The 23,523-nt window shown below is 70.1% G+C and carries 19 protein-coding genes and 2 pseudogenes; 16 read left to right on the plus strand and 5 right to left on the minus strand.

The genetic code is table 11. From position 1 onward, the window contains the following. Positions 1 to 116: 116 nt before the first annotated feature. Positions 117 to 284: pseudogene (locus ACSDQ9_RS10835) on the minus strand (sunset domain-containing protein); the annotation flags it as partial. A gap of 1,036 nt (positions 285 to 1,320) precedes the next feature. Between ACSDQ9_RS10835 and ACSDQ9_RS10840 the strand changes: the two are divergent. Together ACSDQ9_RS10840 and ACSDQ9_RS10845 are read left to right on the plus strand one after the other, a co-directional pair. Beyond that, the gene (locus ACSDQ9_RS10840) at positions 1,321 to 1,830 is read left to right on the plus strand and encodes a peptidylprolyl isomerase (protein ID WP_435146895.1); all 510 of its coding nucleotides are present in this window, start codon (positions 1,321 to 1,323) and stop codon (positions 1,828 to 1,830) included. 7 nt (positions 1,831 to 1,837) lie between these two features. Further along, positions 1,838 to 2,491: pseudogene (locus ACSDQ9_RS10845) on the plus strand (rhomboid family intramembrane serine protease); the annotation flags it as partial. A 164-nt stretch (positions 2,492 to 2,655) separates the two neighbouring features. Here ACSDQ9_RS10845 and ACSDQ9_RS10850 read toward each other — a convergent pair. Together ACSDQ9_RS10850 and ACSDQ9_RS10855 are read right to left on the minus strand one after the other, a co-directional pair. Beyond that, complete coding sequence (locus ACSDQ9_RS10850) at positions 2,656 to 2,934, minus strand: Lrp/AsnC family transcriptional regulator (protein WP_435146897.1); 279 nt, start codon at positions 2,932 to 2,934, stop codon at positions 2,656 to 2,658. A 26-nt stretch (positions 2,935 to 2,960) separates the two neighbouring features. Further along, the gene (locus ACSDQ9_RS10855; RefSeq protein ID WP_435146899.1) at positions 2,961 to 4,901 is read right to left on the minus strand and encodes a DEDD exonuclease domain-containing protein; all 1,941 of its coding nucleotides are present in this window, start codon (positions 4,899 to 4,901) and stop codon (positions 2,961 to 2,963) included. Positions 4,902 to 5,030: 129 nt separating this feature from the next. On the opposite strand from ACSDQ9_RS10855, the gene ACSDQ9_RS10860 reads away from it, so the two are divergent. The 4 genes from ACSDQ9_RS10860 to ACSDQ9_RS10875 all read left to right on the plus strand — a co-directional run bounded on the left by ACSDQ9_RS10860 (position 5,031) and on the right by ACSDQ9_RS10875 (position 10,039). Further along, positions 5,031 to 5,261: a hypothetical protein gene (locus ACSDQ9_RS10860; protein WP_435146901.1), complete on the plus strand. Its 231-nt coding sequence runs from the start codon at positions 5,031 to 5,033 to the stop codon at positions 5,259 to 5,261. Between the two features lie 117 nt (positions 5,262 to 5,378). Then, positions 5,379 to 6,488, plus strand: coding sequence for an NlpC/P60 family protein (locus ACSDQ9_RS10865; RefSeq protein WP_435146902.1), 1,110 nt, complete (start codon positions 5,379 to 5,381; stop codon positions 6,486 to 6,488). A 109-nt stretch (positions 6,489 to 6,597) separates the two neighbouring features. Next, a complete protein-coding gene (locus ACSDQ9_RS10870) occupies positions 6,598 to 8,913 on the plus strand; it encodes a glycoside hydrolase family 3 N-terminal domain-containing protein (protein WP_435146904.1) in 2,316 nt (771 codons plus the stop codon). A gap of 67 nt (positions 8,914 to 8,980) precedes the next feature. After that, positions 8,981 to 10,039 carry an ROK family glucokinase gene (locus ACSDQ9_RS10875; protein ID WP_435146906.1) on the plus strand — a complete coding sequence of 353 codons (1,059 nt, stop codon included), beginning with the start codon at positions 8,981 to 8,983 and terminating at the stop codon, positions 10,037 to 10,039. A 2-nt stretch (positions 10,040 to 10,041) separates the two neighbouring features. On the opposite strand, the gene ACSDQ9_RS10880 is transcribed toward ACSDQ9_RS10875, so the two are convergent. After that, entirely contained in the window at positions 10,042 to 10,521 is a 480-nt protein-coding gene (locus ACSDQ9_RS10880) for a hypothetical protein (protein ID WP_435146908.1), read from the minus strand. Between the two features lie 95 nt (positions 10,522 to 10,616). Here ACSDQ9_RS10880 and ACSDQ9_RS10885 point away from each other — a divergent pair, with 95 nt between their 5' ends. The 10 genes from ACSDQ9_RS10885 to ACSDQ9_RS10930 all read left to right on the plus strand — a co-directional run bounded on the left by ACSDQ9_RS10885 (position 10,617) and on the right by ACSDQ9_RS10930 (position 21,931). Continuing rightward, positions 10,617 to 11,363 carry a lysophospholipid acyltransferase family protein gene (locus tag ACSDQ9_RS10885; protein WP_435146909.1) on the plus strand — a complete coding sequence of 249 codons (747 nt, stop codon included), beginning with the start codon at positions 10,617 to 10,619 and terminating at the stop codon, positions 11,361 to 11,363. A 14-nt stretch (positions 11,364 to 11,377) separates the two neighbouring features. After that, positions 11,378 to 12,205 carry a lysophospholipid acyltransferase family protein gene (locus tag ACSDQ9_RS10890; protein WP_435146911.1) on the plus strand — a complete coding sequence of 276 codons (828 nt, stop codon included), beginning with the start codon at positions 11,378 to 11,380 and terminating at the stop codon, positions 12,203 to 12,205. After that, positions 12,205 to 13,386, plus strand: coding sequence for a sensor histidine kinase (locus ACSDQ9_RS10895; protein ID WP_435146913.1), 1,182 nt, complete (start codon positions 12,205 to 12,207; stop codon positions 13,384 to 13,386). The genes ACSDQ9_RS10890 and ACSDQ9_RS10895 overlap by 1 nt, the downstream gene beginning before the upstream one ends. Positions 13,387 to 13,400: 14 nt before the next feature. Beyond that, positions 13,401 to 14,039 carry a response regulator gene (locus tag ACSDQ9_RS10900; RefSeq protein ID WP_435147194.1) on the plus strand — a complete coding sequence of 213 codons (639 nt, stop codon included), beginning with the start codon at positions 13,401 to 13,403 and terminating at the stop codon, positions 14,037 to 14,039. Between the two features lie 87 nt (positions 14,040 to 14,126). Next, positions 14,127 to 15,518 carry a class II 3-deoxy-7-phosphoheptulonate synthase gene (locus ACSDQ9_RS10905; protein WP_435146915.1) on the plus strand — a complete coding sequence of 464 codons (1,392 nt, stop codon included), beginning with the start codon at positions 14,127 to 14,129 and terminating at the stop codon, positions 15,516 to 15,518. Between the two features lie 4 nt (positions 15,519 to 15,522). Next, positions 15,523 to 16,581, plus strand: coding sequence for a threonine aldolase family protein (locus ACSDQ9_RS10910; protein ID WP_435146917.1), 1,059 nt, complete (start codon positions 15,523 to 15,525; stop codon positions 16,579 to 16,581). Between the two features lie 217 nt (positions 16,582 to 16,798). Further along, entirely contained in the window at positions 16,799 to 18,151 is a 1,353-nt protein-coding gene (locus ACSDQ9_RS10915; RefSeq protein WP_435146919.1) for an MFS transporter, read from the plus strand. Next, positions 18,148 to 19,440 (plus strand): CehA/McbA family metallohydrolase, encoded by a 1,293-nt coding sequence (locus tag ACSDQ9_RS10920; protein WP_435146921.1) that lies wholly within the window; start codon positions 18,148 to 18,150, stop codon positions 19,438 to 19,440. The genes ACSDQ9_RS10915 and ACSDQ9_RS10920 overlap by 4 nt, the downstream gene beginning before the upstream one ends. Positions 19,441 to 19,479: 39 nt before the next feature. Then, a complete protein-coding gene (locus tag ACSDQ9_RS10925; protein WP_435146923.1) occupies positions 19,480 to 20,136 on the plus strand; it encodes an MBL fold metallo-hydrolase in 657 nt (218 codons plus the stop codon). Positions 20,137 to 20,299: 163 nt separating this feature from the next. After that, positions 20,300 to 21,931, plus strand: coding sequence for a carboxylesterase/lipase family protein (locus ACSDQ9_RS10930; RefSeq protein ID WP_435146925.1), 1,632 nt, complete (start codon positions 20,300 to 20,302; stop codon positions 21,929 to 21,931). A 104-nt stretch (positions 21,932 to 22,035) separates the two neighbouring features. On the opposite strand, the gene ACSDQ9_RS10935 is transcribed toward ACSDQ9_RS10930, so the two are convergent. Further along, entirely contained in the window at positions 22,036 to 23,361 is a 1,326-nt protein-coding gene (locus ACSDQ9_RS10935; RefSeq protein WP_435146927.1) for a hypothetical protein, read from the minus strand. Positions 23,362 to 23,523: the final 162 nt, after the last annotated feature.

The raw sequence follows: 23,523 nt of genomic DNA on the forward strand, positions 1-23,523 counted from the left end.
GATGGCAACGGCACCAGGGGGAACATAACCACGCCCCGCGGCCGGTCACCACGATGGGTGACCGGCCGCGGGCCGTTCGGCTTTGGCGCCCCCGAGGGGGCGGGCGCCGGGTCGCGTCAGCGCTGGGCGCGGGTGAAGCCGGCCTTCTCGGCGGCCTCCTCGCTGTTGAACCAGACGTCGGCGATGGTGCGGTCGTAGCCGCCCGACTCGGGCACGTGGAACTTCATCGAACGCTCGTTGCCCTTGATGGTGAACCCCTCGGGGGCGTGCTCACCCACAAACGAACCCTCGCCGTACTTGGCGCTCTCGCCGCCCTGATCGGCGCTCTCGGTCTCGACGACCGGGGTCACGTCGTTGTCGGGGGCGAAGGCCGAGTCGGCATCGTCGAAGGCGGCGTTCGCGGCGTCGTCCTCGTTGAGGTCGGACGCCGAGAAGGTCTGCACCGGCTCCTCGGTGGCGCGCTGCCCGGGGGTGTACCCGGCCGACGGCTCGTGGGCGGTCCAGCCCGAGTCCTTTGAGGTCAGGTACTGCCGAACGGCAACCGCCGCGCCGGCCAGCAGGGCGGTCGCGGCCACCAGGCCGGCGATCGTCTTGCCCACCTTGCGCTTGCGCTTGGTCTCGGGCAGGGCCAGCTCACCCTTGGCAGCGGCCAGCGTGGCGGCGGAGCGCTTGCTGGCCTCCTTCAGCGCGGGGTGCTTCTCGGCCTCGTGCAACAGCGCGACCAGCTTGGGAACCAGGTCGTCCTGCACCTTGGTCTTGGCCTGGTCGGTGTAGGGGGCCACCTGCTTCAACACCTGATCGGCGTGGGGCTGCAGCGTCTCCTTGGCCTTGCTGGCCGCCTCGGCGGCGGTACCGGCGGCAGACTTGGCGGCGGACAGCGCGATCGGGCCGAGCTTGTCGGCGGATTCGCTGGCCTTCTCCTGGGCCTGCTGCACGTACGGCGCCAGGAAGGCGACGGCGGCATCGATGGCGTCGTGGGCGCGCTCGGTGGGCGAGGGCACCTCGATGACGACCTTGTTCTTCTTCTTCTTGAGCGACAAGGGAGTTCCTCCGTTGTGTCGGGTTGCATGGCGTGATCGCCAAGTCAGCTCGTGGTCGAGCACCGCCCACGCTAGCGCGGGGTAGGTCACCGACACCGGGGATCGGGCGTTCTCGGGGGCGGTTCAGGGTGCAGATCACGCCCCGGGGTGGGCTCGGGTAGGTCCGGTGGAAGATGGCCGCCGGATCCACCAGTCGTGCCACCCCGGTAGGCTCACGGGCACCAGAAGATGTCGGGCGCGCTTTCAGGATGCATCCGGCACAGATCCAGAGGAGCAACGAGTGGCGACTGCCATCCTGCACACCAACCACGGTGACGTGTCCATTGAGCTGTTCGAAGACCAGGCTCCCCAGACCGTGAAGAACTTCGTCGGTCTCGCCACCGGCACCCAGGAGTACCTGGACCCCGAGACCGGTGAGAAGACGACGGGCAACTTCTACGACGGCCTGACCTTCCACCGCGTCATCGACGGGTTCATGATCCAGGGCGGCTGCCCGCTGGGCACCGGTACCGGCGGCCCCGGCTACAAGTTCGGGGACGAGTTCCACCCCGAGCTCAGCTTCAACCGCCCCTACCTGCTGGCCATGGCCAACGCCGGACCCGGCACCAACGGCTCGCAGTTCTTCATCACCGTCGTGCCCACCCCGCACCTCAACCGTCGCCACACCATCTTCGGCGAGGTCACCGATGAGGAGTCCAAGAAGGTCGTCGACGCCATCGCCCACGTGCGCACCGGCTTCCAGGACCGCCCGGTCGAGCCCGTGGTGATCACCTCCGTCGAGGTCAACTGACCCGCTGATGCCGGGCCCCGCTCATCCCGGGGCCCGGCATCGTCCACCCCTTTCGTCGCAGGCCCCTTCGCCCCGCGACCCCTTCGCCCACACGACCCCCGTCGCCAATGATTCGGAGCCACCCGTGAGCAACCAGCGCCAAGACTTCCGATTCACGACCGCCCCCGCGGAGAACCGGGTGACCCTCGCCCTCGTCGGGGCGGTGGTCGTGGTGGCCTTGGCCTGCTCGTTCACCCCGCTGGCCTCGTGGCTGGTGGTCGGCAGTCACCCCTCGTTGGCGTGGGAGTACTGGCGGCCGCTGTTGTACGGGTTCACGTCGGCCGGCCTGCTGCAGGCCGCCATCAACGCGGTCATCCTCTACCTGATGGGGCGCGGGCTCGAGAATGAGCTCGGCGGCGCGCATCTCGCCGGGGCGTTCGTGCTGTGCGGTCTGGGGGCGGCCACCACCATGACCCTGGTCGGGCCGCCCGTGGCGCTCAACGGGGCCATCTGTGCCGTCTTCGGCATCGTCGCCGGGTACGCCGTGCTGAAGTATCGCGCCGGCATCGACATTCGCGCCGACATCATTCTGCTGACCCTGATGGTCATCTATTCCATCGTGGTCGGCTCGCAGAACTGGATCGGGCAGCTGGGCGGCATCGTGGTCGGCGTGGGCCTCGGCGCCCTGTACGCGTACTCGCCGTGGGCCAAGGCTCGCCTCACGACTCAAGCTCGGCGCCGCCGGTGTCGCCGTGCTCTGCCTGGTGCTGCTTGCCGCGCGCTGGTCTGCCCTGGTCTGACCGGGCCGGACGCCCTGGTCAGTCGGTCGCCGGGTCAGCTGCTGGCTCAGTTGCCGCCCAGGCTGAAGGCGGCCTCCAGGTCGTGCTGCGAGAACGACCGGAAGGCGATGTGGGTCTCGGTGTCGATGACCCCGGGCACCTTGTTGAGCCGGTCCGCAATCGTGGTGGCCACCGCGTCGTGGGAGGCGACCCGCACGATCGCGATCAGGTCGATCTGCCCCGTCACCGAATAGACCTCGGTCACTCCCGGGATCTCGGCGATCTGCTGCGCGACCTCCGGAATGCGGGAGGTCTCGGCGTGGACGAAGACGATGGCGGTGATCATGCTGCGATCTTAGGCGCGTCGGGCGCTCACGCGGGACGAGCGGAGCCCCGAGCGCTGCGGCCGCCGGCCGTGGCGTCGGCTGGGGCGGCCTCGTTCCGCCCAGGGGAGGGGACACCCGCCATCCGGAGCTCGCGGCTCGTCCAGCCACCGTCGACGTCATCGGGGTCGACCAGCGCGAGCCGGTCGGGCTGCACGTCGGCCACGTGCGCGAGTTCCCCGTCGGCCAACCCGATCCGCGCTGGCCACGACCATTCGCCGTCGATCTCGATTAGCCGCACTCCCGGGAGTTCCATCCAGCTCGCGACCCGCTCGGCCTCCTCGATGGTGGCCGCCGGCAGCCAGGCCGGGCCGTCGGGCACCGACTCGGCCAGCGCCACCGCCTCGCGGGCGACCTGCTGGGGCACGCCACCGACGGGGCAATGGGCGGCGGCCGCCAGTCGTCCGCGGCGCACGACGTGCACCTCCCAGCCCGAGTCGATGCGCCGGGCGGCCACGATCTGCGAACAGCGGGCCAACGATGCGAGGCGGTGCCAGCGGCGGGTCGTGCTGGTGTAGGTCTGCAGGCGGCGGGTCAGTTCGGTCGCCTCCTCGTAGCGGTGTTGGGCGGCCAGCCGGTTCAGCTTGCTCCCGACGGCCCGCACGACCGGGCGCACGTCCTGATCGAGGGCCCGGGTCAAGGCGTCGACCACCCGGGAGTACTCCTCGGCCGCTTCGCCCAACTGGCAGGGGGACAGGCATCGTCCCATCTCACCCAGGGCGCAGCCGGGCGAGGGACGACGGGCCGACAGCCGGGTGGTGCACTGACGAATGGGGTAGGCGTCGTACAGGGCCAGGCAGCCGTCGTGGGCCGACTGCGACGACGAGAACGGGCCCCAGTAGCGAGCACCGTCGTCGGCCACCTGCCGCACGACCGACAGCCTGGGAAATGCCTCCTGGGTGAGCTTCACCCAATGCGTGCGGTGCTGCCGTTTCGACCTTCTGTTGTAGCGGGGCGCGTGGGCCGCGATGGTGCGCAACTCGCGCACCTCGGCCTCGAGTTCGGTGGCGCAGACCACGTGGTCGACCCCGTCGGCGACCCGCAGCATCTCTTCGATGCGGCCGCGCTTCTCGGAGGCCGTGAAGTAGGTGCGCACCCGGGTGCGCAGGCTGCGTGACTTGCCGACGTAGAGCACCTCGCGGCGCGTGCCGCCAGCACCGTCGGGCAGGTCGGCAAAGAACCAGTACACGCCGGGGGCATCGGGCAGACCGTTGGCCAGGGTGCGCTTGGCGCGGCGCTGGGGCGAGACCCGGTGGGTGAACTCGGTGAGGTCCTCCAGGGTGGAGACGCCGAGGTTGCCGACCCGACCCAGCAGTCCGTGCAGCACCTCGACGGTGGCCCGGGCGTCGGAGAGGGCACGGTGATTCGGCTGGGTGGTGGTGCGGAAGAACGCGGCCAGGGTGGCCAACTTGCAGTTGGGCACCTCGTCCTTCAGCAGGCTCTGGCGGGCGAGTGCCACCGTGTCGACGACCGCGCAACCGGGCCACTCGTGACCGTGACGGGCGGTGGCGCGCTTGAGGAACCCCACGTCGAAGCCGGCGTTGTGGGCCACCAGCACGCTGCCGGTGATGAACTGCAGAAAGCTCGGCAGCACCTGTTCGATGCGCGGCGCCGAGGTGACCATCTGGTTGGTGATGCCGGTGAGCACCGCGATCATCGCCGGGATGGCCTCGCTCGGATTCACCAGCGTCTGGTACTCGCCGATCACCTCGCCACCGCGCACCTTGACGGCGCCGATCTCGGTGATGCTGTCGGCATCGGAGCCGCCGGTGGTCTCGAGGTCGACCACCACGAACGTCACCTGCGACAGGGGGGTGCCCAGGTCGTCGAAACTCGGTTGGAAGCTGCGGTAGGCGGCGGTTCCCGATCGGGCAGGGGGAGACGTGCGAGCACGCGCTCGGTTGCCGGGTGGTGGGGTGGTCGACGTCATGGCGGGAACGCTAGGCGCCGACTCTGACAAAAGCCGTCGACGCGGCCCACAGGGGGTGGCCACCGATGGGGGGCGGCCAGAAAATGTCGGCGGCACGAAATTGTCAGAGGGTCAGGGTGTGCTGGGCGTATGGACTCACTCATCGTTGACTGCTCGACCTGCCAGGTGCGCGGTGTCGGCTGCGCCGACTGCGTCATGACCGTGTTGTTCGAACCCGCCGAGACCGGCCACCACCACTTCGATGCCGACGAACAGGCCGCCGTGGCGGCGCTCGCGGGCTCGGGGTTGGTGCCTCCGCTGCGGCTCGTGCGGCCGGGGCCCGGTGCGCCGGGGGAGCCTCCCGGTCGCGCGGTCGGGTGATCGCCCTGCGCCAACGGAGGGTTGGCGTGGCGATTGGCCGCGCTCCTGAAAGTCGGTTAAGATTTTCTCAGACAAGGCCGCGGGGACCCTCCGCCGTGGCGTGGAAGGGCAGTGATCGTGGCGATCGAGAACGCGTGGCGCAAGGTCTCCCTGGCCGGCGTGGGTGTCGGCCTGAGCGTGGCGGCCCTCGTGCTCCCGATGTCGCTGACGGCGCATGCCGACCCCGATGCCGTCAAGGCCGCCCAGAAGAAGCTCGAGCAGATCGAGCAGCAGGGCACCGAGATGGCCGAGCAGTACTCCAAGCTCGACGGGCGTCTCAAGGAGACCACCACCCGCATCACCGGTCTCGATGCCGACCTCAAGAAGCAGCAGGCCAAGATCACCGCTCAGGTGGGCTCCATGGGTCAGCTCGCGCTGCTGCAGTACCAGGCCAACGGCGTCGATCTGACGACCCGCCTGCTGGCCAGCCCCGACGACACCGCGTTCATTCGCAACCTGGCCACCGTGCAGAGCGTGACCACCCTGGCCAACGACCGGGTGCAGTCCTACCAGTCGTCGCAGGCCAAGCTCGAGTCGACCAAGAAGCAGCTGGCCGCCGCCAAGCAGCAGTTGGTCACCGACAAGGCCGAGCAGGCGACCCTGATCAAGCAGCAGAACAAGCGCGAGGCCGATGCTCGCGCCGTGGTCGCCACCTTGACCGCCCAGGAGCAGAAGCGCCTCGCGGCCGAGCGTCAGGCCAAGGCCGACGCCGAGGCCCGCCGGGTCGCGGCCCAGCAGACCACGTCGCGCTCCAACGGACGCCCGGCGACCACCGGTTCGTCCAACACCGGAACCGAGACCACGAAGCCGACCGTCAGCGTGCCCGCCGGCAGCTCCCGCGGGCAGGTCGCCGCCAGCTACGCCCTGTCGAAGGTCGGTGGCCCCTACGTCTACGGCGGAACCGGCCCCACCGGGTTCGACTGCTCCGGTCTGACCGGTGCCGCCTGGCGCGCTGCCGGAGTGTCGTTGCCGCGCACCTCGCAGGGGCAGTGGGGCGTCGGCGTGCCGGTGAGCGTCTCGCAGCTGCAGCCCGGCGACCTGGTCTTCTACTACTCCGGCATTAGCCACGTGGGCATCTACGTCGGCAACGGCAAGATCGTCGATGCGGCCAACCCCCGCAGCGGCATTCGGGTGACCTCGGTGACCGGCAACTACATGCCGTTCATGGGTGCCCGCCGCGTCGGCTGAGGCAGGTTCGTCGCCAGAACTGATCAGACACTGGCGCGCATTACTGAATAGGCGTTAACCTCGCCGTGAGCGGGCAACGATGCCCGTGATCATGTCGAAGGAGACGTGCATGTCACAGGTGCCCTATCTCGACCCCGCCCTGGGAGTCGAGCAGCGAGTCGATGACCTGCTGGGTCGCATGAGCGTGGCCGAGAAGGCCGGACAGCTCACCCAGTACTTCTACTTCGGCGCCTTCGCCGAGACGGCGGCCCAGGCGCAGGCCGAGGCGGGCGACGCCGAGGCCGATGCCATGCCGGTCGACGCGGAACTGTTCGCCCAGCAACCCCTCCTGGTGGAGCGGGCCCTGGCCGAGGGGGCCGTGGGGTCGCTGCTGTTCGTGAAGGACGCCGCCAACGCCAACCGCCTGCAGAAGTTGGCGATCGAGGGCAACCCGCACGGCATTCCCGTGCTGTTCGGCTTCGACGTGATCCACGGCTTCCGCACGATCATGCCCGTGCCCATCGGCGTGGCCGCCTCGTGGGATCCGCAGCTGGCCGAGGACGGCCAGCGGGTCGCAGCCCGCGAGGCCAGCGCCGTGGGCATCCGGTGGTCGTTCGCGCCCATGCTCGACATCGCCCGCGACCCCCGCTGGGGGCGCATCGTCGAGGGAGCGGGGGAGGATCCGGTGCTCGGCGCCGCCATGGCCGCGGCCCAGGTGCGCGGGTTCCAGGGTGAGTTCGCACCGGACAACATCGTGGCCGGCCCCAAGCACTTCGCCGGCTACGGAGCCGCCCGCGGCGGCCGTGACTACGACGACTCCGACATCTCCGACTCCGAGTTGCACAACGTCTACCTGCCGCCTTTCAAGGCCGCCGTCGACGCCGGAGCGGGCAACGTGATGACGGCCTACATGGATCTCAACGGCACCCCGGCCGTGTCGAACGCCTGGCTGCTGAGTGATGTGTTGCGCGGCGACTGGGGCTTCGACGGCTTCGTCGTCTCCGACGCCAACGGCGTGCGCTCCCAGGAGACCCAGCACCACGTGCCCGACCTGGCCGAGGCGGCGGCCCGGGCCCTGGTCGCCGGGAACGACATGGAGATGTGCATGTTCGACCCGGCCTTCAGCCGCATCCCCCAGGGGGTCGCCTCGGGTCGGATCAGTGCCGAGGTGCTCGACGAGGCCGTCCGCCGCGTGCTGCGGGTGAAGTTTCGCATGGGACTGTTCGAGCACCCCTTCGTCGACGAGGCCGCCGTCAGCTCGGTGCTGTCGTCCCAGCAGCACCGCGAGGTCGCGCTGCGGGCCGCCGAACGGTCGGCCGTGTTGCTCACCAATCGCGATGCCACCCTGCCCCTGGCGGCCGACGGTCTCACCTCGGTGGCCGTCATCGGGCAACTGGGTCATTCCAAGCGCGACACCGTGGGCCCGTGGGTCTTCGATCAGGACAACGACGAGACGGTCACCATCGTCGAGGGGCTGCGTGCCCTGCTCGGCGAGGGCGTCACGGTGGAGCACGCCGATGGCGTGGGCATTCCCAATCGGGTGATCCCCTCGATGTTCGACCGCATGGATGCCCTGCGCGCCTTCACCCCCGACGACCACAACGACGAGGCCGAACTGGCCCGGGCCGTTGAGCTCGCCGCCCGCAGTCAGGTGGCGGTCGTCGTGATCGGTCAGCGACAGAACCAGATCGGCGAGGCGGCCTCGACCTCGACCCTTGAGCTCGGTGGCCGACAGGTCGAACAGCTGCGTCGCATCGTCGAGACGGGCACGAAGGTCGTGGTGGTGTCGATGTCGGGCCGTCCGCTCGACCTGCGTGAGGTGGTCGACCTCGCGCCGGCGGTGCTGCACGTCTGGTACCCGGGCACCCGTGGTGGCGAGGCGGTCGCGAACCTGCTGTTCGGTCGCGTCTCCCCGGCCGGACGACTGCCGTTCACGTGGCCACGCCACGTCGGGCAGGTGCCGATGATCCTGTCCCACTACCGCACCTTCCAGCCCGACGCGCAGGGGCAGCGCTACTGGGACGAGGAGTCGACCCCGCTGTTCGGGTTCGGCCATGGGCTGAGCTACGCCACCTTCGAGTACTCCGACCTGACCGTGACCCCCGACACCGTCACGGTGGGGGAGACCGCCACCGTGACGGTGACCCTGACCAACACCTCGTCCGTCGACGCCGACGAGGTCGTGCAGCTCTACATCCACCAGCGGTGGGGCACCAGCACTCGTCCGATCAGGGAGTTGAAGGGGTTCCGGCGGGTGCACCTCCCGGCGGGGACGAGCACCGAGGTCAGCTTCGAGCTCGGGCCCGAGCAACTGCGCTACTGGTCGGGGGCGACCCGTGACTGGGTGCAGGACGCCACCCAGATCGAGGTGCACGTCGGCGGCAGTTCGGCCACGGTGGTCGAGTCGCTGCTGACGGTGACCGCGGAGGGTGGCGCCGGCGACTGACCGCGATCGGGTCGGCCACCATCCCAGTCGACGCCGCGGGTCGGGTCGCTGGGTTAGGCTCGAGTTCGTGCTCACGATCGGCATCGACATCGGCGGAACCAAGGTTGCGGCGGGCGTCGTCACCCCCGAAGGCGAGGTGTTGCGACGTCTGCAACGCCCCACCCCGTCGCACAGCCCGACCGCCGTGGAAGACGCGATCTGCGAGATCGTGGACGAGTTCTCCCGCGAGTACCGGATCGCGGCGGTGGGGATCGGAGCGGCCGGCTGGGTCGACACCGACCAGGCCGTGGTGCGGTTCTCGCCGCATCTGGCGTGGCGCAACGAGCCCCTGCGCGACCGGATCGCCGCCCGCGTGCAGGTGCCCGTGCTGGTCGACAACGACGCCAATGCCGCCGCCTGGGCCGAGTACCGCTTCGGTGCCGGTCGGTCGGCCCGCGTGGTGGTGTGCATCACGCTGGGCACCGGCATCGGTGGCGCCGTGGTGATGAACGGACGACTCTTCCGCGGCCGGTACGGCATGGCCGGGGAGTTCGGGCACATGGGTGTGGTGCCCGAGGGGCATTGGTGCCCCTGTGGCAACCGTGGATGCTGGGAGCAGTACTCCTCGGGCAATGCGCTGGTGCGCGACGCGCGGGCCCTGATTGAGGCGAAGTCACCGCAGGCCGAGGGGCTGCTCGACCACGTCGAGGGCCACGACCCGGCGCTGTTGACGGGCCCCGACATCACCGCCGCGGCGCTGGCCGGTCACCCGATGGCCATCGAACTGATCGGCGACGTCGGCACCTGGCTCGGCCGGGGGCTGGCCAATCTGGCGGCCGCCCTCGACCCCGACCTGTTCGTGATCGGCGGGGGTGTCAGCGCCGCCGGTGACCTGCTGGTCGCCCCGGCGCGGGCGGCCTTCGAACGCGGGTTGACGGGGCGCGGGTTCCGACCGGTCGCCACGGTCGCGCTGGCGCACTTCCGCAACGACGCCGGCCTGATCGGGGCCGCCGATCTCGCCCGACACTCGATCACCGAGCCGCCGGGCCCGGCCCGCGGTTTCTGGCCCCGACGCCGAGGCCGTCCACGCTCGTCCCGGTTGCAACTGCGCATCCGTGAGCTGATGGAGCCGCCCCGTCGGGGGTGACCTCACAGGTGGATGCCGTCGTCGTCCGGGTCGCGCGGCGGGCGCCGCAGGGCGCGCACGAGCAGCCACACCACCCCGCCACCGGCGGCCACCGGGCCGACCCAGACGAGGTTGGCGGGCACGTTCAGCACGAATCCGGCCAGCAGCAGCACGACCAGCCCCACGGCCAGCACCGCCGCCGCGATCCGGATGTCGGCCGGCAACGGCGGTCGAGGGCCGGGGGAGCGGTAGTCGACGTCGTCCGCGGGCTCGACGTCACCGGCGGATTCGACCCGCACGGGCGGGGCCGACTCGGGCATCCTGGGTTGGGAGATCCTGGGCTGGGGCTTCCTGGGCTCGGGCGTCCTGGGTTCGGGCTTCCCGGGCTCGGCAACCTCGACGTCGGCCTCATGCGGAGCACCGTGATCGCCACGCATGGCGCCCTCGCCGAACTCGGCCGTGACCAGTTCGGCGAACCTGCGATCGACGTCGGTGGGATCCACCCCTCCACCGTAGGTCGGCCGGCTCGAAGAATCGAGAGCGAGAGGTCAGATTGTCCTCCACCGGGCCCGATCCCGGGTGCCGTAGGGTGTGGGGCGTGTGGTACTGGTTCCTGAAGTGGACGCTCTTTCGTCCGGTGTGCATCGTGGCGTTCCGGCCGTGGATCACGGGCAGTGAGAACATCCCCGAGGGAGCCGCGATCCTGGCCGGCAACCACCTGTCGGCCGGTGACACGTTCCTGCTGCCCGCACTGATCCGGCGTCGACTGACCTTTCCCGCCAAGGCCGAACTGTTCAAGGGCGACCGCGGGTTCCGCTCGAAGGTGGTGGCCTGGTTCCTCACGGCCGTGGGTCAGGTGCCCATGGACCGTTCGGGAGGTCGCGCCTCGGCGACCGGTCTGGGACCGGTGATGCAGACCCTGGCCGATGGAGGTCTGGTCGGCATCTTCCCCGAGGGCACCCGCTCGAGCGACGGCAACCTCTACAAGGGACGAACCGGCGTCGCCCGCCTGGCCCTCGAGGCCGGGGTGCCCGTGCTCCCCGTCGGCTTCGTCAACACCGAGTTCCGCAAGGGACTCTTCGGCATCCCGGTCATGCACCGCCCGGGGGTGATCATCGGCAAGCCGATCGACTTCGGCGAGTTCGCCGGTCGCGCCGACGAGCTCAAGGTGCTGCGCCACGTCACGGACCAAGTGATGGCCGGCATCCAGGAGCTGACCGGGCAGTCCTACGTCGACGTGTACTCCACCAGGGTCAAGTACGGCGATCTGGCCGGCGGCGACCTCACCGAGCACGTGCGCGTCCGCCCCGGGGGCGATCGCGGTCGACCCGACGCCCGGGCCTGACAAGCGAGGACACCATGCCGTCGTCGAATGCCAGCTCGTTCCGCGCCGTGAAGCGCGTCGCCGGGCGCGTCGTCCATCGTGCCCTGACCCTGGTGGGAGCCCCGGCGGTCGCCGAGTTCCGCCACCTCGAGGTCGAGGGTCTCGACAACGTGCCCGCGACCGGGGCCGCGCTGATCGCCTGCAACCACCGCTCCACCCTCGACACCGCCATCGTGCAGGCCGCCCTCGACCGCACGGCACGGGTGGTGTCGGTGGAGAATGCCTGGCCCGGTCACGGTGAGGACGAGGCCGAGCGTCTCGCCGACCTGGTCGCCCAGGGCGAGCTGCTGCTGACCTTCCCCGAGGGGCAGCCCAGCCCCGACGGGCTCGTGCACCGCGGCCACATCGGGCTGGGTGCCGTCGTGCTCACCCATCAGCTGCCGGTCATTCCCGCCGCGCTGGTCGACCACGGACGATCGGTGCGCTTCGGCACGCGGGTCACCTTCGAGCGCCACGCGGGCCTGCCCGTGACCCGCACCCTGGCTCGCGCCGTCACCGACGAGGTGATGGAGGCCGTGCTGCAGGTCTCGGGCCATGACTACGACGACTCGACCTCGGCGGGCGCCCGCTCCCAGGCCCGCCGCGAACGCCGCGAGCAGATCACTGCGCGGCGGGTGTCGGCTGCAGCCCGCCGTCGCGCCGTCAAGGTTGCCGAGGTGGCGCGTCGCAACCAGCGTGAGCTGGAGCGGGCCGACCTCGCCCGCCGTGCCGAGGAGGCCGAGATCGTGGCCCGCCGGCATGCCGAGGACGCCGCCCGTCGCGATCGGGAGCACCACCACGACGGCACATCGCGGGAGCGCTGATGGCCTGGCTGATCGCCCGCCAGCTCGCCCCGGAACGCCATCTGCTGCGCCCCACCTTCCGGGTGTTGAACGCGACCCGACTGCTGCTGGTCGGGCACGCCGTCATCTTCAACCTGATGCGTGGCGACGCCATCCGGCACCTGGCGCTGGTGGTGGGCGCCGGAATCGTGATGCTGGTGTGGACCGCCATCTGCTGGTGGACGAGCAGCCGCGAGGTCGAACCCCGCGACTGGTTCCACGTGGCCGATCTCTCGGTGACGGTGGGTCTGGTGCTCTCGTCCAGCTGGCTGTTGGGGCTACACACCTACGAGCGCGGCTACATTCCCGTGACCGTCTACTGGCATGTCGCGGCTCCTCTGTCGATCGCGGTCGCCAAGGGAGCCCGATGGGGGCTGGCGGCGGCCGGTGCCGTGGGGGCGGCGACCATCGTGCTGCTGCCGTCGCTGGAGCCGCGGGGCTGGTCGGGTGCCTTCGCCGTGTGCGTGATCGCCTGGGGCGTGGGTCAATTGGTGGGACTGCTGCGGTCAACCATCCGTGAGCGCGACGCCACGGTCGCCCGGGCCATCGCGCTCGCCGAACGCGACCGGGTGGCTCGCATCGTGCACGACGGCGCCCTGCAGGTGCTGTCGATGGTCGAGCGGGAGGGCCCCGCCCTGGGCCCGACCGGCATGCGGCTGTCGCGCATGGCCCGCAACCAGGAGACCCGCCTGCGGGCCATCCTGCAGGACCGCACCGTCGACATCGTCGACTCCGGTGATGAACAGGCGATGGTCGATCTGGTGCCGCTGCTGGACGCGCAGTCGTCCGATCAGGTGACCGTCTCGATGATGGCCGGACAGGTGATGATGCCTCGGCGGCGTGCCGGCGAACTGATGGCGGCCGTCAACCAGGCTCTGTACAACGCGCAGCGACACGCCGGGCCGGACGCCCGCGTCTGGGTGCTGGTCGAGGAGATGGACGGCGAGGTGACGGTGTCGGTGCGCGACAACGGCGTCGGCATGGATGCCGACCAGATCGCCGCCGCCATGGCCTCCGACCGCATGGGCATGCGGGCCTCCATCAGGGGACGGCTGGTCGACCTGGGCGGCACGGCCACGTTGAAGTCTGACCCCGGACGTGGGGTGGAATGGGAACTCAAGGCCCCGTTGACCGATTCCCGAGCAGAGGAAGTGAGCCCGTGAGCGGCAAACGAGTGATGTTGGTGGACGACCATCCCATGTGGATCGACGCCCTGCGCGACGACCTCACCGCGGAGGGGTTCGAGGTGGTCGCCGAGGCCCACACCGGTGATGAGTGCCTGCGACGGGCCCGGGCCACTCGTCCCGACGTCGTCGTGATGGACCTGCAGATCCCCGAACCCGACGGCGCCTCGTGCACGGAGATCCTGCTCAAGGAGTTCCCCGAGATGCGCATCCTGGTGCTGTCGGCCTCGGGGGAGCGGGACGACGTGCTGCGCGCCGTCAAGGCCGGCGCCCTCGGGTACCTGCTGAAGAGCGCCTCGAAGCCCGAACTGCTCGACGGGGTTCGCCGCACCGCCGACGGTGATGCCGTCTTCACTCCCGGACTGGCCGGCCTGGTGCTCGGCGAGTTCCGCCGCATGGTCACCGTCGCGCACCAGCACAAGGAGGAGGGGCCGATCCTCACCTCCCGCGAGGTCGAGGTGCTGCGGCTGGTCGCCAAGGGCCTCGCCTACCGTGAGATCGCGGACGAGTTGGTGGTCTCGCACCGCACCGTGCAGAACCACGTGCAGAACGTGCTCCGCAAGCTGCAACTGCACAACCGCGTCGAGCTGACCCTGTACGCCATCGAGCAGGGCTACTCGGAGGGCCCGTAGGGCTGACCGGCCCCCGGCCCCGCCCCTCGTTTCCGCCAGTCGGGAATCGGTTCGGCCCACGCCGACCAACCGACTAGCCTTACCGCCATGTCTTCGCTGATTCCCTCCTTGGCCGACCTGCGTGAACGACCCCTCATCCAGCAGCCGACCTATGCCGACCTTGCGAAGCGTGACCAGGCCATCGAGACCCTGCGCGGGCTGCCGCCGCTGGTGTTCGCCGGCGAGTGCGATGACCTGCGGGCCAAGCTGGCCCAGGTGGCCGAGGGACGAGCCTTCCTGCTCCAGGGTGGCGACTGTGCCGAGACCTTCGCGTCGGTCAACGCCGACAACATCAAGGGCAAACTGCGGGTGCTGTTGAGCATGGCCGTGGTGATGACCTACGCGGCGCAGGTGCCGGTGGTCAAGGTCGGGCGCATCGCCGGCCAATACGCCAAGCCGCGCTCCAACAACGACGAGACCCGCAACGGGGTCACCCTTCCTGCCTACCGCGGCGACGCGGTCAACGGCTTCCCGTTCACCGCCGAGGCCCGCGCCCACGACCCGCAGCGGCTCGTCCGCGTGTACAACGCGTCGGCGGCCACGCTCAACCTGGTGCGCGCCTTCACCCGGGGAGGGTTCGCCGATCTGCGCGGCATCCACGCGTGGAATGCCGACTTCGTCCGCAACTCCAATGTCGAGGCCAAGTACGAAGACCTCGCGGCCGAGATCGACCGTGCGCTCGCGTTCATGGTGGCCTGCGGCATCGACGCCGACGAGATGTCGACGGTCGACTTCTACGCCAGCCACGAGGCGCTGCTGCTCGACTACGAGCACTCGCTGACCCGCATCGACTCCCGTTCCCAGCTGCCCTACAACACGTCGGGCCACATGGTTTGGATCGGCGAGCGCAACCGCCAGCTCGACGGTGCCCAGGTCGAGCTGATGCGCCACATTCAGAACCCGGTGGGCGTGAAGCTCGGCCCGACCAGCGATGCCGAGACGGCGCTGGCGCTGGCCGATCGACTCGATCCGGAGCGCATCCCGGGCAAGATCACCTTCATCACGCGGATGGGTGCCAAGAACGTGCGCGACAAGCTGCCCGGCATCGTCGAGGCGGTTGAGGCGTCGGGCCGCAAGGTGGTCTGGGTGTGTGATCCCATGCACGGCAACACCTTCGAGGCCGCCAACGGGTACAAGACCCGCGCGTTCTCCGACGTGGTCGACGAGGTCAACGGCTTCTTCGACGTGCACCACGACCTGGGCACGTGGCCCGGGGGTGTGCACATCGAGCTCACCGGGGACGACGTCACCGAGTGCGTCGGCGGCGCCGATGAGCTCAAGGAGGAAGACCTCGCCAGCCGTTACGAGACGGCCTGCGACCCCCGCCTCAACCGCAACCAGTCGCTGGAGCTGGCCTTCATGGTGGCCGAGCGGCTCCGCGAGGGTCAGGCCAAGCGGGGGACGAACCCCGTGCAGGCCTACCAGTCGCGCGAGCTGTGAACCGGTGACCGGGGTGGCCTCGATCGATCTGCGGTCGGACACCGTCACCCGCCCGACCGAGGCGATGCGCGCCGCGATGGCGCAGGCCCCGGTCGGTGACGACGTCTACGGCGAGGATCCCGCGATCCTCGAGTTCGAGGCGCGGGTGGCCGAGCTGTGCGGCAAGCCGGCGGCGCTGTTCTGCGCGACCGGCTCGCTGTCGAACCTGCTTGGGGTGAACGCCCTGGTCGCTCCCGGCACCGAGGTGCTGTGCGAGGCCTCGGCCCACATCGCGCGAGCCGAGATGGGTGCCCACGGCTCGCTGCACGGGGTGACCATGCGCACCTGGGTGGCCTCGGGGCGTGAGTCGGGCACGCCCGGCGTGGCCCGGACCGCGCAGGTGGCCGAACTGCTGTCGCCCGATGCCGGCCCCTATCTGGTGTCGACCGCCGCGGTCGAGATCGAGAACACCCACAACTTCGCGGGCGGCGCGATCCAGCCGATCGAGCACCTGCGCGAGGTCTCGGCCCTGTGCCGCGAGGTGGGGGTGGGGCTGCACCTCGACGGCGCGCGGCTGTGGAACGCGCACGTCGAGACGGGAGTCTCGATCGCCGACTACGCGGCCCTGTTCGACACGGTGTCGCTGTGCTTCTCGAAGGGGCTCGGAGCCCCGGTGGGATCGGTGCTCGTCGGGTCGGACGAGGCCATCGCCGGGGCCCGGGTGCAACGCAAGCGCCTCGGGGCCGGGTGGCGGCAGGCCGGCATGCTGGCCGCGGCCGCGCAGTTTGCCCTCGACCACCACGTCGAGCGGCTGACCGATGACCATGCAGCGGCCCGCGCGTTCGCCGAGGCGGTGGCCCTCGCGGCCCCCGGTGCGGTCGATCCCGAGCGGGTGCCCACCAACATCGTGGTGGTCGCGACCGGCGATCGTCCGGCGGGTGAGGTGGTGGCGGCAGCGGCCGAGCGCGGAGTGCGGCTGAGTGCTGTCGGGGCGCGCGTCGTCCGGGCGGTCACCCACCTCGACGTGACCACCGACCAGTGCCGGGCTGCCGGCGCGATCCTGGGCGAGTTGCTCGCCGGCTGAGCCCCCTCGCCGGCTGGCGGGTTGCCGGTCTCGTGAACACACCGATCCGAATCGGCGCGCCCGTGCGAGTTCTTGCCACCAGGTGGCAAGAACGCGCACGGGGACACCGTTTCGGATCGCTGCGCCGACGAGAGGCACGTGTGTGCGGGGAGAGGGCATGCGTGTGTGGGGAGCGACACGCCTGTGTGGGGAACCGCGCCTCGATAGGGTCACGCTCGTGACCGACACCCGCCAGACCGCACCCTGGCGCTACGCGCTGGGCATGTTCGGCATGAGCATTCCGATCACCATGATTCGGGGCTCGCTGCTGCTGTTCTACGTCGACATCCTCGGCCTCGACGTGCGGGCGTACGGCATCGTGATGGGGGTCTACGCCGTCATCGACGCGATCGACAACCCCGTGCTGGGCTGGCTCTCGGACCGCACCCGCACCCGCTTCGGGCGCCGCAAGCCCTGGCTCGTGGTGGGCACGGTGCTCGTCTGCGCCGGCTTGGTGGCGTTCTTCACCGTGCCCTCGGCCGCGGAGGGTGCCGCGCTGGTCGCGTGGTTCGCCGTGTTCGCGATCCTGTGCGAGGCCGCCGACTCGATGGTCTCGGCCAACTACGGGGCCCTGCTGCCCGAACTGTTCCCCACCGAGCGGCAGCGCGCCCTCGCCAACGGACTCAGGCAGGGCTTCCAACTGGTGGCCCTGGTGATCTCGCTGGCCCTGACGCCGCTGCTCACCACCGCGGTCTTCGGCACCGAGACCTCGTCCGAGGGGTTCTCGACCACCGCCGTGATCTATGCGGGGATCGCGCTCGTCAGCCTGCTGGTGATGGCACTCGGGGTGCACGAGAACCCGCGCTACGCCCACGAGTCGTCGCCGCCGTTCCTGTCGTCGATCCGCAGCATCGTCACGACCCGGCTGTTCTGGGTGATCGCCGTGGCTGGCGCCTGTTACCTGATTCCGCTGGCCATGGTGGTGGGCGGCCTGCAGCTCTACATCAAGTACTGGCTGCGTCGTCCGGTCAGCGACGCCCTCGTGCTGCAGGGGCTGGTGATCGTGGTGGCCGGTGCCTGCGTGGCCGGCTGGACCGCCGTCATCCGCCGTCGGGGTGCCCCGATGGTGTGGCGGATCGGTTACTGCTTCCTGGTGGCTGGTTTCGCCGCCCTGTGGTGGGCCCGCGGTCTGGTGGGCGCCATCGTCGCCGGCTGCATCATCGCCGTCGGATGGGCGGGCCTGATGGCCACCACCGACCTGATCCAGGCCCGGCTGCTCGACGACGACGCGCGCCGCCACGGGGTGCACCGCGAGGGTGTCTTCCTGTCGGTCTTTGGCGTCTTCGGACGACTCTCCGCCGCCGGCAACGGGCTGGCGCTGGCCTCCCTCGCGTGGCTCTACGGCTACCACTCCGGGGACGACCCGGGGCCTCGTCCGGGGGAGGCGTTCCGCACTTATCTGGGGCTGTACCCGGCGCTGATCGCCGTGGTCGGGCTGGTGTTGGCCTTCGTCACCCGGGTGCCCGAGGCTGGCGCGGTACCGGTGGCCGACCTCGACGACATCCCCGAACCCGAAGGAGCGCGACCGTGACCCTGATCACCCGTCGGTTCACGCTGGCCGACCAGCTCGAGAACCGCTACCCGACGGTGGCGTTCGACGTGCCCGCAGGGGTTGACTCGTTCGAAGTGCGGCTCGCGTACGACCGCTCCGGCGCCGTGGTCGACCTCGGCTGCGAGGCACCCCTGGGTGCCTTCGAGCAGCAGTGGCGCGGCTGGTCGGGCGGTGCGCGCGACCGGTTCGTGGTCGGACGAGACCGCGCCACCCCCGGCTACCTGCCCGGGCTGGCCCCCGGCACCTGGCACGTGGTGCTGGGGCTCCACCAACTCGCCCCGGCGACCGATCCCAGGCAGCCGTTCACCCGGAACGTCGAGCCGCTCGAAGTCACCGTCGAGGTGCTCATGCCCGCCGAGAGCACCATCCGGGAAGAACCCCTGGCCCCGGTGGCCGACACCGTGGCCGAGACTCCCCGTGGCAGCGCTCGCGGGCTGCCCGCTCCGCCCGGACTCACCTGGTTCGCCGGTGACCTGCACGCCCACACCACTCACTCCGACGGCAGCCTGTCGATCGACCAGTTGGCGGCGTTGGCGGCCTCGCGCGGACTCGACTTCCTCGCCGTCACCGACCACAACACCACCAGCCACTTTCCGCACCTGGCCTCCTCGTCCGCGCGCCACGGCGTCCGACTGGTGCCCGGCCAGGAGGTCACCACCCACCGCGGCCACGCCAACGCATTGGGTGACATCTCGTGGGTCGACTTCCGGACGAACCCCGACGTCTGGGTGTCGCAGGTGCTGGTCGAGGACGGCCTGCTGAGCGTCAACCACCCCATTCAGGACGACTGTGCCTGGCAGCATCCGCTGATGGTGCGCCCACCGCTGCTGGAGTTCTGGCACATCTCGGGCTTCCTCGACCAGACGGCGACCGGGGCGTGGGCGTTCTGGCGACAGTGGCGCGAAGCCAGTCGCGCCGCCGGCTGGCCCGACCCGATCCTGGTGGGGGGTTCCGACTTCCACCACCCCGAGCAGGGCTACCCGCCGGGCACGCCCACCACGTGGGTCGCGGCGCGGGACTCGTCGGTCGATGCGCTGCTCGACGGCATCGCCGAGGGGCAGGTCGCCATCAGCCGGTTCCCGGGGGCGGGCGAACCGGTGATGGTGCGGGTCGGCGACGAGGTGGTGGTGGTCGACGGGGATGGTTGCGTCGCCGTCACCGAGAGCGGTCTCGGACGAGTCGTGCGCGGCGATCGCTGGACGATGCCCGCACCCGAGGGAGTACTGCGGCTGGAGGCCGTGGACCGCACCCTGCTGGCCGTCTGCTGACCGCTCCGCCGGCCGATCCCGCGTGGCAGAGTGGGTGCCATGCGGATCACTCACCTGGGACATGCCTGCGTGCTCGTCGAAGTCGCCGACCGGCGCCTGCTCATCGACCCAGGCAACTTCTCGACCGCCTGGTACTCGGTGACCGACCTCGACGCGGTGCTGGTGACCCACCAGCATCCCGATCACGTCGACACCGAGCGCGTGCCTGCCCTGCTGGCGGCCAATCCCGACGCCCAGGTGTGGGTGGAACCACAGGTGCTTGAGCGGGTGGACCTCGGTGCCGCCGCCGGTCGCGCACAGGGGCTCGCGGCAGACTCGTCCGTCGATCTGGGGTCGGTGCGGGTCAGCGCCGTCGGCGGACTGCACGCGGTCATCCACCGCGACATCCCCCAGATCGGCAACGTGGGGCTGGTGGTGGAGTGCGAGGGGGAGCCGCGTTTGTTCCACCCCGGCGACTCGCTGGCCACCTGCCCGGCCGGCGTCGACGTGCTCGCGGTGCCGGGCTACGGGCCGTGGGCCGCGATGAAGGAGACGGTCGACTTCGCCCGTGAGGTGGCTGCGCCGCAGGGGTTCATCGTGCACGACGGGCTGCTCAGTGAGCGCGGGTTTGCCCTGGTGCACGGCCGGATCGGCGAGATGACCCCGACCTCGATGGTCGACCTGCGCGCGGGGGAGCCGTGGACTCCGACCGCCTGACCTGAGGCTCGGTGACCAGCCTCGGGGGCCTTCTCGGAGCGAGACAATGGAGCAAACCTATTGCTGAACAAGCGTTCAGTATGGTTGGGTCGAGGTGAGGCTGTGAGCCTTCCGACCGGACGACCGGTCGCGAGTCTTGTTCAACGACGAATGGGAGTTCGCCATGCCATCCCTGTCCCGACGACACGTTCTGGCCGGGGGTGCCGCGGCCGCCGCGGCCTCGGCCCTCACCTGCACTGCGGCCCAGGCTGCACCAGCCCAGGCCGCCCCCACCCAGGCCAGCCCCACCCGAGGAGCCACCGTGAAGGTCACCGGCGGAGTCGTCCGCGGAACGGTCGACGCGAATGGCGTCAAGGTCTTCAAGGGCATCCCGTATGCCGCGTCGACGGCCGGACCCAACCGCTGGGGCGCACCGCAACCCGTGGTGCCGTGGACCGGCGTTCGTTCGGCCACCGAGTTCGGGCCGATCGCCGTGCAGAACGTCGCCACGGCGCCGTTCGGGCCGTGGACCTGGGAGTACCTCGACACCTTCATGAGCCTCGAGAACGGGCTGATGGGCGAGGACTGCCTGCGCGTGAACGTGTGGACGACCGCCACCCCGAACGCGAACCGACCCGTGATCGTCTACATCCACGGCGGCGCCAACACCTCGGGCAGCGGCGGCAACGAGGTCTACACGGGCGAGAACATCGCGCAGCAGGGTGTCGTGCACGTGACCATCAACTACCGCGTGGGCATCTTCGGCTTCTTGGCGATGAAGGACGCGGCCGGCGACGAGGTCACCGGGAACTTCGCCTTCCTCGACATGGTCGCGGCGCTGCGTTGGGTGCGTGACAACATCGCGGCCTTCGGCGGCGACCCCGGCAACGTGACGGTGGCGGGTCAGTCGGCCGGCAGCAGCGACATCCAGACGCTGATCGCCTCGCCGGCGGCCGCGGGTCTGTTCCGTCGGGCGGTCACCATGAGCTCGAACAGCATCGACCGGGCTGTCACCTCGCTGGCCCAAGCTCAGGACCGCGCCGGCCAGGCGTTCGGGGAGTTCACGCTGGCGCAGTTGCGCTCGATGAGTGCCCAGCAGGTGCAGGCACTGACCTCGCGGTACAACCCCTCGGGGGCCGTGATCGACGGCGCGGTGGTGACCAGCTCGTTGACCGAGGCCTACGCCGCGGGCACCGCCAACGCCGTCGACCTGATGATCGGCAATGTCGACGGCGACGCCGGTCTGTTCGGCCTGCTGCGGCTGCCGGACGACAACAGCGACGCGTTCGATCGGGTGCAGACGGTCACCCCCGCCGCCTACGCCCAAGCGGTCACAGAACAGTTCGGGGCGAAGTTCCTTGAGCTGTACCCGGCCGACCCGACCGCGACCAATGTGATCGAGACGGCCCGCGCCCTGCAGGCCGACGGTCTGGTCGCCCAGGCCATGCGGCAGGCCGAGGTGCGCGCGAGCCACTATGCCGACCGCACCACGCTGGTCTACGAGTTCTCGCGCGACGTGCCCGACACCCCCGAGCGGATGGCGGCCTTCGGCCCGTTCCACACCGGCGACGTCGGCTACTGGTTCAACTACTTCTCCGACACCTGGCACCGTCCGTGGACGAGCACCGACCGGGCGTTGGGGGTGGCGATGTCGAACCGGCTGGTCGAGTTCGCCACCACGGGGAAGGTCAGCGGCTGGCCGGCGCTGCGCGGTGGCGAGTCGGCGCGGGAGTACCTGCACCTGACCGATGCCGCGAGAACTGCCGAGTTGAGCCCTGCGAAGGCAGCGGCCTGGGCGCGGTACTGGACGCCCTGACATCTGGACACCCTGACACCCTGACGCGATCGTGACTGCTCGACGCCGGAACCGGGCCCACAGGGGGCCTGGTCGGTGTCGAGCAGTCACATCTGCGTCACCCGTCAGTACGGACGAGCCCCGGGGATCGGCTGACGCGGCTCCGGGGCCTCGACCGCGGACCGGCTCTGGCCCCCATCGAGGTCGGCTTCGATGGCGCCATGGAGCGGCACCGGCGGCACGGCCAGCCCGAGGTTCTCCCAGACGTAGTTCGGCACCCGACTGAAGAAGTCGAGGAAGAAGGCCCGCCCGCCCTCCATCGAGTCGAGGGTGTGCTCGCAGTTGACGTGCAGCCGACCGTTGTCGAACTCGAAGGGCGGCGGATTGACCTCCATCAGCCACTGCATCATGCGCGGATGGAAGATGTCGTGGGCGAAACGGGCGTCGGGGGCGCGCACCGTGAACCGCTCGTTGAAGTCGATGGACTCGAACTGTCGCTTGTTGCCGAACCAGCCCGAGTTCACCTTGAACTCCCCGAAGGGGAATCCCGGGTGGAACTCCCGCAGATCCTCCGAGTGGTGGTCCGTCACCGTCCTGGTGCGGGTACCGCCGTTGCCGTCGGACTCGGTGACGGTGCGGGTGGTCGTCCAGTGATGGGTGAGCGCCACGATGGTGATCGGCCCCTCGGAGGTGAACATGACGTTCTTGGCCTGGTGGTTGGAGCCGGCCGTGGTGTGCTCGACCTGGGCGAGGATGCCGTCGTCCCGGGGGCGGTAGGTCCAGTCGGTGCGCTGGTAGAAGCTCAGCTCGGCCGGGGCGGGTTCCCCCTGGAACTGCTGGAACGACGGCCCGGCCAGGGCCTGCGCCCCGATGGCGAGGGCCTCGATGAACCCCTGCAGGGCGTCGGCGTCCTTGGGGGCGCCGAGGCCGACCAACGAGGCGTGGTCGATGGTCACCTGCGGGGGCACGACCTGGGAGAGGGCTCGCAGGCTGGGGTCCAGCGCCTGGGCGGCGGCCTGCACGAACGAGGCATCCTGCCCGATCTGGCGCAGCCCCCCGACCTGGCTGAACTCAACGGCGTTGATGCCGGGCCTGGCCGTCCCGACCGGGAAGGTGTGGAACTCGGGCATGGCATGCGGCAGCGGCATCACCACGATGTAGCCCTCGCCAGACGAACTCGCGCTCGAGGAGTACTTGAACGCCTGGAAGGGCACTCCCGAGGACGACCTCCCGACGATCTGGTCGTCAACCTTGCGGTCGAAACCGATGCCGAAGGGCGGCACGTTCAGCCCGTGCACGATCGACACGGTGGGCGAGGTGATGAACTGCCAGCCCTTGTCGCGCAGCGACTTCACGTACCGCGCCCGCACCACACCCCAGGCGATCAGGCAGGCAGCCACGATGCCCACGATCACCAGCAGCAGGATGATGAAGCCTCCCGCTCCGTCCATGTCGGTCTCCTCTCGTCAGCCCCAAGCTTGTCACGACCGGTGTCGAGGCAGCGGGCGACCATCGGACGAACCTCAGCCCCGCTGGGCTCCGACCAACCGGCCACGACAATCGCGTGACGCAGTCACCGCTGGATGGCGTTGGAGGGCCCACAACGGCCACTG

It is taken from the genome of Aestuariimicrobium soli (assembly GCF_051192575.1).
GTDB lineage: Bacteria > Actinomycetota > Actinomycetes > Propionibacteriales > Propionibacteriaceae > Aestuariimicrobium > Aestuariimicrobium soli.